This window comes from Bacillus sp. 007/AIA-02/001 (genome assembly GCF_004634455.1).
In the GTDB taxonomy this organism is placed as follows: Bacteria; Bacillota; Bacilli; order Bacillales; family Bacillaceae_G; genus Bacillus_A; species Bacillus_A cereus.
Genome location: NZ_SEIY01000001.1, coordinates 943,420 through 959,624 on the forward strand (window position 1 = coordinate 943,420; position 16,205 = coordinate 959,624).

Below are 16,205 nucleotides of genomic sequence, written 5' to 3' on the forward strand. Positions count from 1 at the left end.
TAGGGTGAAATCATATAATATAGTACGTAGGTGTAAAGTAAGCAAGGGGAGTGATCTTGGATGATTGAATGGTATTTTGAATATGAAATACATAAAAACCGACCTGGCTTGCTTGGTGACGTTTCTTCGTTAATCGGTATGCTCGGCATTAATATTGTCACAATTAATGGTGTAGATAATGCACGACGTGGGTTACTTCTTATGTGTGATAATCAAGAGCAAATCTCTAGACTTGAATCAATTTTAAATACGATGGATAACATAACGGTAACGAAATATCGTCCGCCCAAGCTAAGAGATAAGCTAGCGGTTAGGCATGGTAGGTACATACAACGAGATGCAGATGATAAGAAAACATTTCGATTTGTGCGTGATGAATTAGGCTTACTTGTAGACTTTATGGCAGAAATCATGAAAAAAGAAGGCCATAAACTAATTGGGATACGCGGAATGCCTCGTGTCGGAAAAACAGAATCCATTGTTGCTGCAAGTGTTTGTGCAAATAAAAGGTGGTTATTTGTATCATCTACTCTTATTAAGCAAACTGTTCGCAGTCAATTAATTGAAGATGAGTATAGCGATGACAATATTTTCATCCTAGATGGAATTGTGTCAACGAAGCGTGCTAACGAAAGACATTGGCAGCTCGTTCGTGAAATTATGAGATTGCCTGCAACGAAAGTTGTGGAACATCCTGATGTATTTGTGAGTCAGTCAGAATACACATTGGATGATTTTGATTATATTATCGAGTTGCGTAACGATTATGATGAAGAAATACAATATAATTTAGTAGATGAAATTGAGCAAGGTACGCAAAATAATTTCTCTATGTTTGACTTTTAAAGAAATATTGAGGTGTTAGTAGTGACGGAATTGGGACAAAAGCTGAAAGAAACAAGAGAAGCGAAAGGCTTGTCTATTGATCAGCTGCATGAGATTACAAAAATTCAAAAACGCCATTTAGTGGCAATTGAAGAAGGCAATTATGATGTATTGCCAGGAGCTTTTTATGCGCGTGCATTCATTAAACAATACGCAGATGCGGTTGGATTAAATGGAGAGGAACTGCTTGTAGAACATCAGAGTACGATACCACAATCTGAAAAGCGTGAAGTTCCACAAGTATCAACGGGACAAAAAACACAAGAAACAATGCAAAAATCATCATCATGGCCAATTGCAGATCACATGCCGAAAATCTTAGTTGCGCTGTTAGTCATCGCAGTTGGAGTGGTAATCTGGTTTGTGTTTCAAGCGTTAACTGGAAAAGATGATGAAAAAGTTCCAAGCGCTCAAAGTGAGAAAATTGAAGTTCAAAAAGCGAAAGATTCTCCGTTAGATACGAAGAAAGATGAAGTGAAAGCGGAAGAGCCAAAAAAAGAGGAACCAAAGAAAGAAGAACCAAAGAAAGAAGAACCAAAGAAAGAGGAGCAACCAGCACAACCAACTGGACAGCAAGAAGTGAAAGTAGTTGGAACAACTGGAAAGGTATCTACTTTGGAAATTCATAATAATAAAACATTAGAACTGGAAATTTCAGCTAAGGGTACAAGTTATGTAGATGTTAAGGATGATGCGGGTAACGAAATTCTAAATACTACAGTACAAAGCGGTCAAACAGAGAAACGCGATGTATCAACATTAAAAGAAGTACGACTTAATATTGGAAGTGCACCGAATGTTGAAATTAAACTGAATGGCCAAGTGCTTGCTTTCCCGTTAGATCCACAAAAAGAATATCACCAAAGATTGGTGATTAAAAACCAAGGGATAGAGCAACCAGCACAATAACAGTCATCGCTTCGATGACTTTTTTTCGATGAACAAATGTTTTTGATATGATGGAGGAATAGCTGTGAATTTACCAAATAAAATTACAATATCTAGAATCTTCTTAATTCCAATTTTTATGGTAATTATGTTAGCGCCCTTTGATTGGGGTTCATACAAAATTGGTGATGTTGATTTGCCAATTCAACATTTAGTGGGGGCACTTATCTTTATCATTGCTTCAGCTACAGATTGGATTGATGGACATTACGCAAGAAAGTATAATCTTGTAACGAATTTAGGGAAGTTTCTTGACCCGTTAGCTGATAAATTGCTTGTTTCGGCAGCACTTATTACATTGGTAGAGATGCAATATGTACCGGCTTGGATTGTTATTGTAATTATCAGTCGTGAGTTTGCGGTAACAGGTTTACGTCTTGTACTTGCTGGAACAGGGGAAGTAGTTGCAGCAAACCAGCTAGGGAAAATTAAGACGTGGACACAAATTATTGCAATTGCAGCATATTTATTACACGATGTACCTTTAAATTTAATCCATATTCCAGTTGCAGATATCTTCATATGGATTGCATTAATCTTTACTGTTATTTCAGGATGGGATTATTTCTGGAAAAATAGAGCTGCTTTTGTAAACTCAAAATAGAAGTTTATGGGGGAATTGGGATGAATGCTGAGATTATTGCGGTTGGAACTGAATTATTACTTGGACAAATTGCAAATACAAATGCCCAGTTTTTATCTGAAAAGTTAGCTTCAATCGGAATTAACGTGTACTATCATACTGTTGTTGGTGATAATAATAAGCGATTGCAAAAGGCGATTGAAGCTGCGGAAGAACGTGCTGATATACTTATTTTTACAGGTGGATTAGGACCAACAAAAGATGATTTAACGAAAGAAACGATAGCTGCTAGTTTAGATGAAGAGCTTGTGTATGATGAAAAGGCATTAGCCTTAATAAGTAATTACTTTAAGCGTACAGGCCGTGAATTTACGGAGAATAATAAAAAGCAAGCGCTCGTTTTAAATGGAGCAACAGTATTTGCAAATGACCACGGTATGGCGCCTGGTATGGGGGTAAATAAGAACGGAAAAGTTTATGTTTTATTACCAGGGCCGCCAAAAGAAATGAAACCAATGTATGTAAGTTACGTAGAGCCTTTTTTACGTAATTTTACAACAGGAGAAAACATTTATTCTCGTGTGCTTCGTTTCTTCGGTATTGGGGAGTCCCAACTAGAGGTGAAAGTGCAAGATTTAATTGATGGACAAACAAACCCAACAATTGCCCCGTTAGCAAATGATGGAGAAGTGACATTACGTTTAACCGCTAAGCATCAAAATGTTAGCGAAGCGGAGAAACTAATTCAACATGTGGAAGATTTGATTTTAGAAAGAGTAGGAGAATTTTTCTACGGATATGACCAAGAATTTTTGCATTATAAGGCAATCGAGTTATTGAAGAGAAAAGGGTTAACTTTAGCGTGTGCAGAAAGTTTAACAGGTGGTCTTTTTGGAAATCAAGTAACTGAAAACGCTGGTGTTTCTTCTGTATTTAAAGGCGGTGTCATTTGTTATCATAATGATGTGAAGCAACATGTTTTACGTGTGCCTGAAGAAGTATTGCATACTGATGGTGCAGTTAGTAAAGAATGTGCTCGTTATCTTGCTGAAAATGTTAAGGATGTATTAAAAGCGGATATCGGAATTAGTTTCACTGGGGTAGCAGGGCCAGATGCTTCAGAACAGAAAGAACCAGGAACAGTATTTGTTGGGCTTTCGATTAAGGATGAGCCAACTGTAGTCTTTCCTCTTAATTTAAGCGGAAGTCGTCAACAAATTAGAGAACGAACAGTAAAATATGGATTTTATCATTTATATAAAAAGCTAGAAGAGATATAAGTTTCTTCTAGTTTTTTTACGGTTAAATTTAGATATTATTTGATAGAAAATAAAAAAATCGAATAAATGTTCGATTTTTGTTGGCAAATTGAATTGAAAATAGGTATAATAAGATTAGCAATTCAGTTAAGGAGGAATTTTGAATGAGTGATCGTCAAGCAGCGTTAGATATGGCGTTAAAACAAATAGAGAAGCAATTCGGTAAAGGTTCAATCATGAAATTAGGAGAACAAGCGGAGCGTAGAGTTTCTACGGTTTCTAGTGGTTCTTTAGCACTTGATGTGGCACTAGGAGTAGGCGGATATCCACGTGGCCGTATTATCGAAATTTACGGACCTGAAAGTTCAGGTAAAACGACAGTTTCATTACATGCAATTGCAGAAGTACAACGTCAAGGTGGACAAGCAGCATTCATTGATGCGGAGCACGCAATGGATCCTGTATATGCACAAAAATTAGGCGTTAACATAGATGAATTACTATTATCACAGCCTGATACAGGGGAGCAAGGATTGGAAATCGCGGAAGCACTTGTACGAAGTGGTGCGGTTGACATTATCGTAATTGACTCTGTAGCAGCTCTTGTACCGAAAGCAGAGATTGAAGGCGATATGGGTGACTCACACGTAGGTTTACAAGCACGTTTAATGTCACAAGCACTTCGTAAGCTTTCAGGAGCAATCAACAAATCAAAAACAATTGCAATCTTTATTAACCAAATTCGTGAAAAAGTTGGGGTTATGTTCGGAAATCAACTACAAGTTGCTTAATCAAAGTGATGTACTTGAGTCTTTATTTGTCTTCTTCGACTAAGTCTTTATAAGGGATTTCTTATAGGGAGAGATTAAAGTGGCAGTGACAATTGGAAATAGAACTTATCGAAACATAGAACAATGGCAAGTGGATTTTATTGTGAAACATGCGGATAGAAAATTGAAAGATATAGGTAAAGAAATTAATCTTGATGAAAGGCGAGTAGGTGAAATATTAAAGTTACTCGGAATTAAAAGAACCAGACATAGAAAGATTTACTTGCCTAAAACCGCAGAAGTTGAACAAGAATTGAAAAATCCATATTTATCACATGTTGAAATTGCTATTAAGTATGGCGTATCCGATACATGTGTTGCTAAGAGGAGAAAAGAGCTTAATGTAAAGGTCAGAAAGAAAAATTATGATACTTTACTGGAACAACAGGTTGAACAGATGTTGTTAAGTTTAGATCTGGCGTTCATTAAGCAAAAAAGAATCGATAAGTGGTCTATTGATTTCTACTTAGGTAGAAAATATTGTTTAGATGTCCATGGGAAATGGGCACACTCACTCAAAAAGATAAAAGAACGAGATAAAAGAAAACTTTTATTTATGGAAGAGGGCTGCTATAAATATCTTGTTATACATGAAGAAGAGTTAGCAAATAAAGAAAAAGTCTTACAAAAGATTAAGGAGTTTACCATGGGTTTCCCTTGCTAGTGATAGCATGTTAAAAAACCTTGTGAACCTTATTGCCTAAGGGTGTAACTATCCATATAGTTGCTAACGGTGAAGCCCACCATTATTTAGGGTAATACCGTGCCAAGCTCCATAGTGATATGGGGAAGGTGTAGAGACTACCGAAAAGGACTTTTAGTTAACTGAGTAGGGTACGGCAGATGATAGGCTACTGCTGGAAGTGCAAGGCTCTCTGTAAAGAGATGAAGAGATAGTCCAGACTATAGAGATGGAAAATCTATAGATAGTGCCAGAAACAACTCCAGGTGGTCGTGCGTTGAAATTCTATTCAACTGTTCGTCTTGAAGTGCGTCGTGCGGAGCAATTAAAGCAAGGTAACGACATCGTTGGTAATAAAACAAAAGTAAAAGTAGTGAAAAATAAAGTAGCACCACCATTCCGTGTTGCGGAAGTTGATATTATGTACGGAGAAGGTATTTCAAGAGAAGGTGAAATCTTGGATATGGCTTCTGAGCTTGATATTGTTCAAAAGAGCGGTGCTTGGTATTCTTATAATGACGAACGCCTAGGACAAGGTCGTGAAAATTCGAAGCAGTTCTTAAAAGAAAATACAGATTTAAGAGAAGAAATTGCCTTCTTTATTCGTGAGCATCACGGAATTAGTGAAGATTCTGGTGCTGAGGGCGCAGAAGATTCAACTCTTCTTGATTAAAAAAATAAAAGACACGGCCTCGTGTCTTTTATTTTTTTATCTACTATTAAGGAGCATAATACTATAGATAAAAATATTTTTTTACTTCAAATGGGTTGTGTAAAGAAGGATATTTAAATATTTTAAGGAAAAGAAATGGGAATTACTAAGGTTTTCCAGTATAGTAGGCTCCTTACTTTTTAAATTTAGGTCACATTCAAGGCTGAAGGTAAAGAAAGTAAAAGTAGACAACGCTTGACAATGAAAATTACGATAGATACAATGAGAATGTATATTTTTTCTTATATACAATATACTCTTCTCAAGAAGAGAAGTAATATTCGGAGTAAGGTTTAAATCTTACCGAAATAATAATATGACATTTTAATTGTGAAATGAAGAAAGTCCCTTAAAAAAGCGGGACGACGGTCTTTGCTGTATGTTGTAATTCAATGTACATGCCGACAGTCTTTTTTCATTCATAGCAAGGGGAGGTGAAATCATGACGAGTACAGTTTGGATACTCATCTCCATTTTGCTTGCAACAGTCGGTGCAGTTGTTGGCTTTTTTGTTCGAAAGTCTATTGCTGAAGCGAAGATTAATGGTGCAGCTAATGAAGCGAGACGTATTTTAGACGAAGCGAATCGTGATGCTGAAGCACTTAAGAAAGAAGCGCTTTTAGAAGCAAAGGATGAAATTCATACACTTCGTACAGAAGCTGAATTAGAAATTCGTGACCGTAGAAGCGAATTACAAAAACAAGAAAATCGTTTAATGCAAAAAGAAGAGAACCTTGATCGTAAAGACGAAACGCTCGATAAACGCGAGCAACAGTTAGAGAAGAAAGAGGAATCTCTTGTAGCGAGACAACAACAGATTGAAGAGTTGGAAAGCAAAGTGGGAGAGTTAGTTCAAAAGCAACAAACAGAATTAGAGCGCATTTCCAATCTGACACGCGAACAAGCGAAAGCAATTATTCTTGGTAAAGTAGAAAGTGAAGTTTCTCATGAAATCGCTGTTATGGTAAAAGAAAGTGAAGTTCGCGCGAAAGAAGAAGCGGATAAGAAAGCAAAAGAGATTTTATCTCTTGCAATGCAAAGATGTGCAGCTGATCATGTTGCTGAAACAACCGTTTCGGTTGTAAATCTTCCAAATGACGAAATGAAGGGACGTATTATCGGGCGTGAAGGTCGTAATATTCGTACGTTAGAAACGTTAACGGGTATTGACTTAATTATCGATGATACACCAGAGGCGGTAATCCTTTCTGGATTCGACCCAATTCGTCGTGAAACAGCTCGTATCGCTCTTGATAAACTAGTACAGGACGGACGTATTCACCCAGCGCGTATTGAAGAGATGGTCGAAAAATCAAGACGTGAAGTGGACGAGTATATTCGCGAAGTCGGAGAGCAAACAACGTTTGAAGTAGGTGTTCACGGATTACATCCAGATTTAATTAAAATTTTAGGTCGTTTAAAATACCGTACAAGTTATGGTCAAAACGTCTTAAAACACTCTATGGAAGTTGCATATTTAACTGGACTTATGGCGGCAGAGCTTGGCGAGGATGAAAAACTAGCAAGACGTGCAGGTCTATTACATGATATCGGAAAAGCGATTGACCATGAAGTAGAAGGAAGCCACGTTGAAATTGGTGTTGAACTTGCAACGAAATATAAAGAGCATCCTGTAGTTATAAACAGTATTGCATCTCACCATGGTGACACAGAACCAACTTCTATCATTGCAGTTTTAGTTGCAGCAGCAGATGCTTTATCAGCTGCAAGACCGGGAGCTCGTAGTGAAACACTTGAAAACTATATTCGTCGTCTTGAAAAGTTAGAAGAGATTTCAGAGTCTTATGAAGGCGTTGAAAAATCATTTGCAATTCAAGCAGGACGTGAAGTTCGTATTTTGGTAAAACCAGATACAATCGATGACTTAGAAGCTCATCGTTTAGCTCGTGATATCCGAAAACGTATTGAAAATGAACTGGATTACCCAGGACATATTAAAGTAACTGTTATTCGTGAAACACGTGCAGTGGAATACGCAAAATAAAGTGGTGAAACACCACTTTATTTTTTTGTGTTGGAATTGGATAAAATAAAGACAGTTAGCTATATAGCATAAAAGTGAAACAAACTTATAATAAAGATATTATAAGGAATTTACTTGATGCTAAAGCAATAAAAAATGCAGTACATAGAAAGGGTAAGACATATGAGAATATTATTTGTTGGGGATGTAGTAGGATCTCCTGGTAGAGGTATGATTCAACAATACGTACCGGCATTAAAGAAAAAATATACACCTACAGTAACAATCATTAATGGAGAAAATGCAGCAGGTGGGCGTGGGATTACAGAAAAAATATATCGAAACTTTTTAGAGTGTGGGGCGCAGGCAGTTACACTTGGAAACCACGCTTGGGATAATCGTGAAGTATTTGAATTCATCGATGATGCAAAATATCTTGCAAGACCAGCTAACTTCCCAGAAGGAACTCCAGGAAAAGGACTTATCTTTGTGAACTGTAATGGAACAGAAGTTGCAGTTATTAATTTACAAGGACGTACTTTCCTTCCTCCAATTGATTGTCCATTCCGTAAAGTGGATGAATTAATTAATATTGCGAAAAAACGTACGAATATTATATTTGTTGATTTCCATGCGGAGACTACAAGTGAAAAACAAGCGCTAGGTTGGTATGTAGATGGACGTGCTACAGCAGTAGTAGGTACGCATACGCATGTCCCTACAGCGGATAACCGTATTTTACCAAGCGGAACGGCATACATTACAGATGTTGGGATGACAGGGCCGTATGACGGAATATTAGGTATGGACAGAGAAGCAGTATTGAAGAAGTTTTTAACAAACTTACCAGTACGATTTGAAGTAACAAATGGTAGAACGCAATTAAGTGCAGTGTTAATTGATGTGGATCCAAATACAGGAAAAGCAAAGAAAATTGAACGTATTTTAATTAATGATGATCAACCATTTTTTGAGTAAATTTTCGTTAAATTTTAGATAAGTTATTATATTTTAATTTTTTAGAAAAATTACGAAAATTTAGCAGGAATACGCGCCATTCCTCGTGAATATAAGTTAAAGTGAAATAATTGCTAATACTTTTTAAAGAAACGAGGAGGAAACGCGGAATGGAAATATTAAAAGTTAAAGCAACGTCGGTCCCTAATTCTGTAGCTGGTGCACTTGCAGGTGTTATTCGCGAACGCGGAACAGCAGAAATTCAAGCTATTGGTGCAGGTGCATTGAACCAAGCTGTAAAGGCAGTAGCAATCGCAAGAGGATTTGTAGCGCCTAGTGGTTTGGACCTGATTTGTATCCCAGCGTTTACAGATATTATGATTGATGGCGAAGAGCGTACAGCAATAAAATTAATTGTAGAACCTCGTTAAGTTTAAACAACCTGTTTGCAGTATGCAAACAGGTTGTTTTTATAATGGAGGAATGAAAATGAAAATTTTTGATGCTCATTGTGACGTGCTTCTTCAGTTATGGAGTGCACAAGGGAAAAGGAATTTTAAAGATGATTCACAATTACATATTACATTTGAACAGTTAAAGAGAAGAAAAGGAAGTATACAATGTTTTGCTATATATGTACCAGAAACAGTGGCATATGAAAACCGATTTGAAGTAGCATTACAAATGGTAGATATTTTTTATAATGAAATTTTATCCCTACAAGGTGTGAAGTTTATTCAGACAAAAGATGATATTAACATATTAAAACAGGACGAGATTGGAGCGATATTAACAATAGAAGGATGCGAAGCAATTGGAAAAGATGCAATGAAATTACGGTTGTTGTATCGCCTAGGAGTACGTTCTTTTGGACTAACATGGAATTATGCCAATCTCTTAGCTGATGGTGCGCTAGAGACACGTGGGGCGGGTTTAACGACTTTTGGTAAACATGTTGTACAAGAACTGAATGCGTTACATGTATGGACTGATGTGTCTCATTTGAATGAAAGAAGTTTTTGGGATGTTATAGAGATTGCAAAAAATCCTATTGCTTCCCACTCAAATTGTATGAAACTTTGCGAGCACCCACGAAATTTAAACGATGAACAACTTAAAGCTCTTATAAAGCGAAATGGCATGATTGGTGTCACTTTTGTACCGCAGTTTCTAACAAATGAAAAACAAGCGAATGTAGCAGATATAGTAAGACATATCGAATATATTTGTTCATTAGGTGGAGAGCGCAATATAGGATTTGGTTCCGATTTTGATGGGATTTTAGAAACAGTTGTAAATGTATCAGCGTATCGAGATTATGAAAATGTAATGAATGAGCTTTGTAAACACTATGCTGCATCTACTGTAGAACGATTTTTATATGATAATTTTGTAGAACATATGAGTTTTTAAATTCTGATTTAAAATTCAGAAAAATTAAAATTAATTCATTTGATTTTATTGCTTTTTTTAAGACCTAATACTAGAATGAAAAACAAAATAGCTTTATACTAAAGATTCAGGGAAATCAGAAGAGGCATAATTTGCGTCCGTTGTAGTTTATTTGCATAAAAAATGCTAAACTATTACTGTAAAAAAATACACTACAATGAATGCAGCCAAAAGGGGTGTAGGAGATGATTAGTCAACTTTCATGGAAAGTTGGAGGCCAACAAGGTGAAGGAATTGAAAGTACAGGAGAAATCTTCTGTATTGCATTAAACCGATTAGGATATTACCTATACGGTTACCGCCACTTCTCATCACGTATAAAAGGCGGCCATACAAATAATAAAATTCGTGTAAGTACAACAGAAGTACGAGCGATCTCAGATGATTTAGATATTTTAATTGCTTTTGACCAAGAAACAATTGATTTTAATTTCCACGAACTACGTCCAGGTGGAATTGTAGTTGCGGATGCGAAATTTAATCCAACAATACCTGACAATACAGATGTAAATCTATATGTGATACCGTTTACAGATATTGCTTCAGAATTAGGCACATCATTAATGAAAAACATGGTTGCTGTTGGAGCATCAAGTGCAGTATTAGGATTAGATGAAACAGCTTATTTAGATGTTGTTGAAGAAATCTTTGGTCGTAAAGGAGAGCAAGTCGTTCAAAAGAATATGGACGCAATTAAACGCGGCTCTCAATATATGAAAGAATTACTAGGTGAGAAAGTAAACATGATGCAGCTTGAAAAAGCTGATGGTAAAAAACGCATGTTTATGATTGGAAACGATGCAATCGCATTTGGTGCGGTAGCTGGTGGTGCTCGTTTTATGTCAGCATACCCAATCACACCTGCATCAGAAATTATGGAATACTTAATTAAAAAATTACCGAAAGTCGGCGGAACAGTAATCCAAACTGAGGATGAAATCGCAGCTTGTACAATGGCAATCGGTGCAAACTATGCCGGTGTTCGTACATTAACGGCATCTGCTGGTCCTGGTCTTTCATTAATGATGGAAGCAATCGGTTTAGCAGGTATTACAGAAACCCCATTAGTAATTGTTGATACACAACGTGGCGGCCCAAGTACAGGATTACCAACGAAACAAGAACAGTCTGACTTAATGGCGATGATTTACGGTACGCATGGTGAAATTCCAAAAATCGTAATGGCGCCAAGTACAGTTGAAGAAGCTTTCTATGACATTGTAGAAGCATTTAACTTATCTGAAGAATATCAAGTTCCTGTTATTTTCTTAACAGATTTACAGCTTTCGTTAGGAAAACAAACAGTAGAACCACTTAAATTAGATAAAGTGGAAATTCGTCGTGGTAAGCTTGATTTAGAAGCAGAATTACCAGAACGTGAAAATAAAGCATACTTCAAGCGTTATGAAGTAACAGAAGACGGCGTTTCACCACGTGTTTTACCTGGTATGAAAAATGGTGTTCACCATGTTACAGGTGTAGAACATGATGAAACTGGAAAACCATCGGAATCAGCAATAAACCGTAAAGATCAAATGGACAAACGTTTTCGTAAAATGGAGAACTTGAAGTTTAATACCCCTGTTTATAAAAATGTTAAGCATGAAGAAGCAGACGTATTGCTTGTTGGATTTAACTCAACTCGTGGTGCGATCGAAGAGGCAATGACGCGTTTAGAACAAGAGGGTATGAAAGTAAACCATGCCCATGTGCGTTTAATTCACCCGTTCCCAACAGCTGAAATCGATCCACTTGTGAAAAAGGCGAAGCGTGTTGTAGTAGTAGAAAACAATGCAACAGGTCAGCTTGCTAACATTATGAAAATGAATCTTGGTAATGGTGAGAAAATTTCTAGTCTTTTAAAATATGATGGAAACCCATTCTTGCCGAAAGAGATTTACAACGAATGCAAAAAAGGGGTTGTATTAAATGGCAACATTTAAGGACTTTCGTAACAGTGTAAAGCCAAACTGGTGCCCAGGTTGCGGAGACTTCTCAGTGCAAGCTGCAATTCAACGTGCGGCAGCTAACGTTGGCCTAAATCCAGATGAACTTGCTGTTATTTCTGGTATCGGCTGTTCAGGCCGTATTTCAGGTTATATTAATTCATATGGTGTGCATAGTATTCATGGTCGTGCCCTTCCGATTGCACAAGGTGTGAAAATGGCAAATCGTGATTTAACAGTTATCGCTTCAGGTGGTGACGGTGATGGATTTGCGATTGGTATGGGACATACAATCCATTCTATTCGTCGTAATATCGACATTACGTACATCGTAATGGATAACCAAATTTATGGATTAACAAAAGGGCAAACTTCACCACGTAGTGAAGCTGGATTTAAAACGAAAAGCACACCACAAGGTTCAATTGAACCATCACTAAATGTAATGGAAATGGCCTTAACAGCTGGTGCGACATTTGTGGCGCAAAGCTTTTCGAGTGATTTAAAAGAATTAACACAAATTATTGAAGCTGGTATTAACCATAAAGGATTTTCATTAATTAACGTATTTAGCCCATGTGTTACTTACAATAAAGTAAATACTTACGATTGGTTTAAAGAGAACTTAACGAAACTAAGCACAGTAGAGGGATATGATCCATCTAATCGCATGATGGCTATGCAAACTTTAATGGAAAATAACGGTTTAGTAACAGGGTTAATTTATCAAAATACTAAGCAACCATCATATCAAGAACTTGTTAAAGGCTATAGTGAAGAGCCTTTAGTGAAATCTGATTTAAATATGGATCAGAAAATGTTTGATGAGCTTGTTGCTGAATTTATGTAATGTAAGAAAAAAAGGTTGCCGATTTGGCAACCTTTTTTTATGTACAAAAATATAGGGTAGCCTTATTTACTTAGAAAATTCAGAATGATAAAATAATATATAAATCGTTGTATGAAAATGGCAAGTTCATTGCTTATGAAATGTAAGGTAATAAAAGGCCTTTGTATTGTTAAGATTGGCGAAACACGTCATACTATGGTAATGTTTATAGGGATAAAGCAATATGCTTTTGGGTAGGACAACAAGAAATGATAAAAAGGGAATGTCTATTTGCGTGGGGAAGACTTCATTCTTATGAATGATTAGATTGATTACTCAAGTTTCAAAGGACAAGTTATCTCTCCAGCTATCTAACCATTTTTGAGGTGAGTCTAAGCGCATTAAAATGGACTATAGAGTGTGTATAGTTAAGGGTGAAAGGAGATTACCGATGAACGAGCAACAACGATTAGCAAGTCAACAAGCAAATTCCTCTACGAAAAAAGAAGAGAAAGATTATAGTAAATACTTTGAAAGTGTATATCAACCACCTTCCTTAAAGGATGCGAAAAAGCGTGGGAAAGAAGAAGTTAAAATTGAACGGGATTTTGGCTTACCTGAAGAGTTTCGCAATTTTGGTACAGGAAGAAAGTTCTATATTCGTACATATGGTTGTCAAATGAATGAGCATGATACGGAAGTAATGGCAGGTATTTTCACAGCACTTGGATATGAACCAACTTTTTCAACTGAGGATGCAGATGTAGTTTTATTAAACACTTGTGCAATTCGTGAAAATGCTGAAAATAAGGTGTTTGGTGAGCTAGGCCATTTAAAGTCACTCAAACGAAGAAATCCAGACCTTTTAATTGGTGTATGTGGTTGTATGTCTCAAGAGGAATCTGTTGTAAATAAAATTATGCAAAAAAATCAGCATGTAGATATGGTATTTGGAACACATAATATTCATAGACTACCGTATATTCTAAAAGATGCGATGTTCTCGAAAGAGACGGTAGTTGAAGTTTGGTCAAAAGAAGGTGACGTAATTGAAAACCTTCCGAAAGTACGTCGTGGTGATATTAAAGCGTGGGTAAATATTATGTATGGCTGTGATAAATTCTGTACGTATTGTATTGTACCGTATACACGCGGAAAAGAGCGAAGTAGACGTCCAGAAGATATTATCCAAGAGATTCGTCATTTAGCTGCAAATGGTTATAAAGAAATTACTTTACTTGGACAAAACGTAAATGCATATGGTAAAGACTTTGAAGATATAGAATACGGTCTTGGCGATTTAATGGACGAACTTCGTAAAGTTGATATTGCCCGTATTCGTTTTACAACGAGCCATCCACGTGATTTCGATGATCACTTAATTGAAGTGCTTGGAAAAGGTGGCAACCTAGTAGAACATATCCATTTACCAGTTCAATCTGGAAGTACAGATATGCTGAAAATTATGGCACGTAAATATTCGCGTGAGCATTATTTAGAACTTGTAAGAAAAATTAAAGAAGCAATTCCAGATGTAGTATTAACAACAGATATTATCGTTGGTTTTCCAAATGAAACAGATGAGCAATTTGAAGAAACGATGTCGTTATATCGTGAAGTAGGGTTTGATACTGCCTTTACATTCATTTATTCTCCTCGCGAAGGTACACCAGCTGCAAAAATGAAAGATAATGTACCGATGCAAGTAAAGAAAGAACGTCTTCAGCGCTTAAATACACTAGTAAATACGTTGGCAATTGAAAAGAATAGTCGTTACAAAGGTCAAATTGTAGAAGTGTTAGTTGATGGGGAAAGTAAAAATAATCCGGAAGTACTTGCAGGTTATACTCGTACGAATAAACTTGTAAACTTCGTCGCTTCAAAATCTTTAATTGGTCAGCTTGTGAAAGTGAAAATAACGGAAGCAAAAACTTGGTCTCTTAACGGGGAATTAGTTGAAGAGCCGATTGAGGTGAAATAATAGATGAAAGTATATTCGAAAGATGACATTGTTGAACAAGCGAAAGAATTAGCAAAAATGATTTCTGAAACAGAAGAAGTTGATTTTTTTAAGAAAGCAGAGGCGCAAATTCATAAAAATGAAAATGTAAAGCGCGCAATCGATGAAATTAAAGCACTGCAAAAACAAGCAGTAAACTTGCAACATTACGGGAAATGGGAAGCTTTAAAAAAGGTAGAAGCTGAAATTGATGCATTGCAAGATAAGTTAGACAGTATTCCAGTCGTACAACAATTTAAATCTTCACAAAAATACGTAAATGACTTATTACAGTTAGTTGCTAGTACAATTTCTAACAACGTAACAGATGAAATATTAATTTCAACTGGTGGCGATGTACTAAAGGGTGAAACTGGCGCAGCGGTAGAAAGTAAAAAAGGAAATTGTGGTTGTTAAAGAGATGTCATATTGACATCTCTTTTTTTTTTGTGGATTAAACGTAAGTTCTTCTCAAAAAAAGAATGACACATTCCGCTATTGTCACGCATATGATTAAGTGAATAGTGATTGAGGAGGGTTACGAATGTCCGAATTTAGAGAGATTATTACAAAAGCAGTGGTTGGAAAAGGACGTAAGTATACAAAGTCAACGCATACATGTGAATCGAATAATGAGCCAACAAGTATTTTAGGGTGCTGGGTAATTAACCACTCGTACGAAGCAAGAAAGAATGGAAAACATGTGGAAATTGAAGGTTTCTATGATGTGAACACTTGGTATTCATTTGATGGAAATACAAAGACTGAAGTTGTAACAGAACGTGTGAACTACACGGACGAAGTAAGTATTGGTTATCGTGATAAAAACTTTTCTGGTGACGATTTAGAAATTATTGCTCGTGTTATTCAGCCGCCAAATTGTTTAGAAGCACTTGTATCACCAAATGGTAATAAAATTGTTGTAACTGTAGAACGTGAATTTGTAACAGAAGTAGTTGGAGAAACGAAAATTTGTGTAAGTGTAAATCCTGAAGGCTGCGTAGAATCAGATGATGATTTCCAAATTGCTGATGATGAATTTGAAGAATTAGATCCGAACTTTATAGTTGATGCAGAAGAAGAGTAATAGAAAGCTAGGGAGAAGTTCTTCCTAGCTTTTTACTTTACATAAGTGGGGC

At 36.4% G+C, this 16,205-nt stretch carries 14 protein-coding genes and 2 pseudogenes; all 16 read left to right on the forward strand.

Annotated features, from left to right (window positions below):
* Positions 1–60 precede the first annotated feature (60 nt).
* The 16 genes and pseudogenes from ES895_RS05070 to cotE all read left to right on the forward strand — a co-directional run bounded on the left by ES895_RS05070 (position 61) and on the right by cotE (position 16,153).
* Positions 61–846 (forward strand): DUF3388 domain-containing protein, encoded by a 786-nt coding sequence (locus ES895_RS05070; RefSeq protein WP_000574107.1) that lies wholly within the window; start codon positions 61–63, stop codon positions 844–846.
* Positions 847–867: 21 nt separating this feature from the next.
* The gene (locus tag ES895_RS05075) at positions 868–1,794 is read left to right on the forward strand and encodes a helix-turn-helix domain-containing protein (protein WP_058840231.1); all 927 of its coding nucleotides are present in this window, start codon (positions 868–870) and stop codon (positions 1,792–1,794) included.
* Positions 1,795–1,858: 64 nt separating this feature from the next.
* Positions 1,859–2,437 (forward strand): CDP-diacylglycerol--glycerol-3-phosphate 3-phosphatidyltransferase, encoded by a 579-nt coding sequence (pgsA, locus tag ES895_RS05080; RefSeq protein WP_001052967.1) that lies wholly within the window; start codon positions 1,859–1,861, stop codon positions 2,435–2,437.
* A gap of 20 nt (positions 2,438–2,457) precedes the next feature.
* Positions 2,458–3,696 carry a competence/damage-inducible protein A gene (locus ES895_RS05085; protein ID WP_000990693.1) on the forward strand — a complete coding sequence of 413 codons (1,239 nt, stop codon included), beginning with the start codon at positions 2,458–2,460 and terminating at the stop codon, positions 3,694–3,696.
* A gap of 143 nt (positions 3,697–3,839) precedes the next feature.
* A pseudogene (gene recA, locus ES895_RS05090) lies at positions 3,840–4,448 on the forward strand (recombinase RecA); the annotation flags it as partial.
* Positions 4,449–4,545: 97 nt separating this feature from the next.
* A complete protein-coding gene (locus tag ES895_RS05095) occupies positions 4,546–5,169 on the forward strand; it encodes a PDDEXK family nuclease (RefSeq protein WP_000301532.1) in 624 nt (207 codons plus the stop codon).
* 268 nt (positions 5,170–5,437) lie between these two features.
* Positions 5,438–5,860, forward strand: a pseudogene (locus ES895_RS05100) (recombinase RecA family protein); the annotation flags it as partial.
* A gap of 481 nt (positions 5,861–6,341) precedes the next feature.
* Positions 6,342–7,904: a ribonuclease Y gene (gene rny, locus ES895_RS05105; RefSeq protein ID WP_000204911.1), complete on the forward strand. Its 1,563-nt coding sequence runs from the start codon at positions 6,342–6,344 to the stop codon at positions 7,902–7,904.
* 162 nt (positions 7,905–8,066) lie between these two features.
* Entirely contained in the window at positions 8,067–8,861 is a 795-nt protein-coding gene (locus ES895_RS05110; RefSeq protein ID WP_001221095.1) for a TIGR00282 family metallophosphoesterase, read from the forward strand.
* A 149-nt stretch (positions 8,862–9,010) separates the two neighbouring features.
* Entirely contained in the window at positions 9,011–9,271 is a 261-nt protein-coding gene (gene spoVS, locus ES895_RS05115) for a stage V sporulation protein SpoVS (RefSeq protein ID WP_000404341.1), read from the forward strand.
* 58 nt (positions 9,272–9,329) lie between these two features.
* Entirely contained in the window at positions 9,330–10,253 is a 924-nt protein-coding gene (locus tag ES895_RS05120; RefSeq protein WP_000688043.1) for a dipeptidase, read from the forward strand.
* 224 nt (positions 10,254–10,477) lie between these two features.
* Positions 10,478–12,235, forward strand: coding sequence for a 2-oxoacid:acceptor oxidoreductase subunit alpha (locus tag ES895_RS05125; protein ID WP_000625417.1), 1,758 nt, complete (start codon positions 10,478–10,480; stop codon positions 12,233–12,235).
* The gene (locus ES895_RS05130; protein WP_000190155.1) at positions 12,222–13,088 is read left to right on the forward strand and encodes a 2-oxoacid:ferredoxin oxidoreductase subunit beta; all 867 of its coding nucleotides are present in this window, start codon (positions 12,222–12,224) and stop codon (positions 13,086–13,088) included. The genes ES895_RS05125 and ES895_RS05130 overlap by 14 nt, the downstream gene beginning before the upstream one ends.
* A 430-nt stretch (positions 13,089–13,518) precedes the next feature.
* Entirely contained in the window at positions 13,519–15,048 is a 1,530-nt protein-coding gene (gene miaB / locus ES895_RS05135) for a tRNA (N6-isopentenyl adenosine(37)-C2)-methylthiotransferase MiaB (protein ID WP_001005389.1), read from the forward strand.
* A gap of 3 nt (positions 15,049–15,051) precedes the next feature.
* On the forward strand, positions 15,052–15,483 hold the full coding sequence (locus ES895_RS05140; RefSeq protein WP_135238177.1) for a YlbF/YmcA family competence regulator: 432 nt from the start codon (positions 15,052–15,054) through the stop codon (positions 15,481–15,483).
* 127 nt (positions 15,484–15,610) lie between these two features.
* Complete coding sequence (cotE, locus tag ES895_RS05145) at positions 15,611–16,153, forward strand: outer spore coat protein CotE (protein WP_001288799.1); 543 nt, start codon at positions 15,611–15,613, stop codon at positions 16,151–16,153.
* Positions 16,154–16,205 lie beyond the last annotated feature (52 nt).

What these genes read in the sequence shown, in the direction of transcription:
- ES895_RS05070 (WP_000574107.1), top strand. Translation starts at nt 61, where the DNA reads ATGATTGAATGGTATTTTGAATATGAAATACATAAAAACCGACCTGGC.
- ES895_RS05085 (WP_000990693.1), top strand. Translation starts at nt 2,458, where the DNA reads ATGAATGCTGAGATTATTGCGGTTGGAACTGAATTATTACTTGGACAA.
- rny (WP_000204911.1), top strand. Translation starts at nt 6,342, where the DNA reads ATGACGAGTACAGTTTGGATACTCATCTCCATTTTGCTTGCAACAGTC.
- ES895_RS05110 (WP_001221095.1), top strand. Translation starts at nt 8,067, where the DNA reads ATGAGAATATTATTTGTTGGGGATGTAGTAGGATCTCCTGGTAGAGGT.
- spoVS (WP_000404341.1), top strand. Translation starts at nt 9,011, where the DNA reads ATGGAAATATTAAAAGTTAAAGCAACGTCGGTCCCTAATTCTGTAGCT.
- ES895_RS05120 (WP_000688043.1), top strand. Translation starts at nt 9,330, where the DNA reads ATGAAAATTTTTGATGCTCATTGTGACGTGCTTCTTCAGTTATGGAGT.
- ES895_RS05125 (WP_000625417.1), top strand. Translation starts at nt 10,478, where the DNA reads ATGATTAGTCAACTTTCATGGAAAGTTGGAGGCCAACAAGGTGAAGGA.
- ES895_RS05130 (WP_000190155.1), top strand. Translation starts at nt 12,222, where the DNA reads ATGGCAACATTTAAGGACTTTCGTAACAGTGTAAAGCCAAACTGGTGC.
- miaB (WP_001005389.1), top strand. Translation starts at nt 13,519, where the DNA reads ATGAACGAGCAACAACGATTAGCAAGTCAACAAGCAAATTCCTCTACG.
- ES895_RS05140 (WP_135238177.1), top strand. Translation starts at nt 15,052, where the DNA reads ATGAAAGTATATTCGAAAGATGACATTGTTGAACAAGCGAAAGAATTA.
- cotE (WP_001288799.1), top strand. Translation starts at nt 15,611, where the DNA reads ATGTCCGAATTTAGAGAGATTATTACAAAAGCAGTGGTTGGAAAAGGA.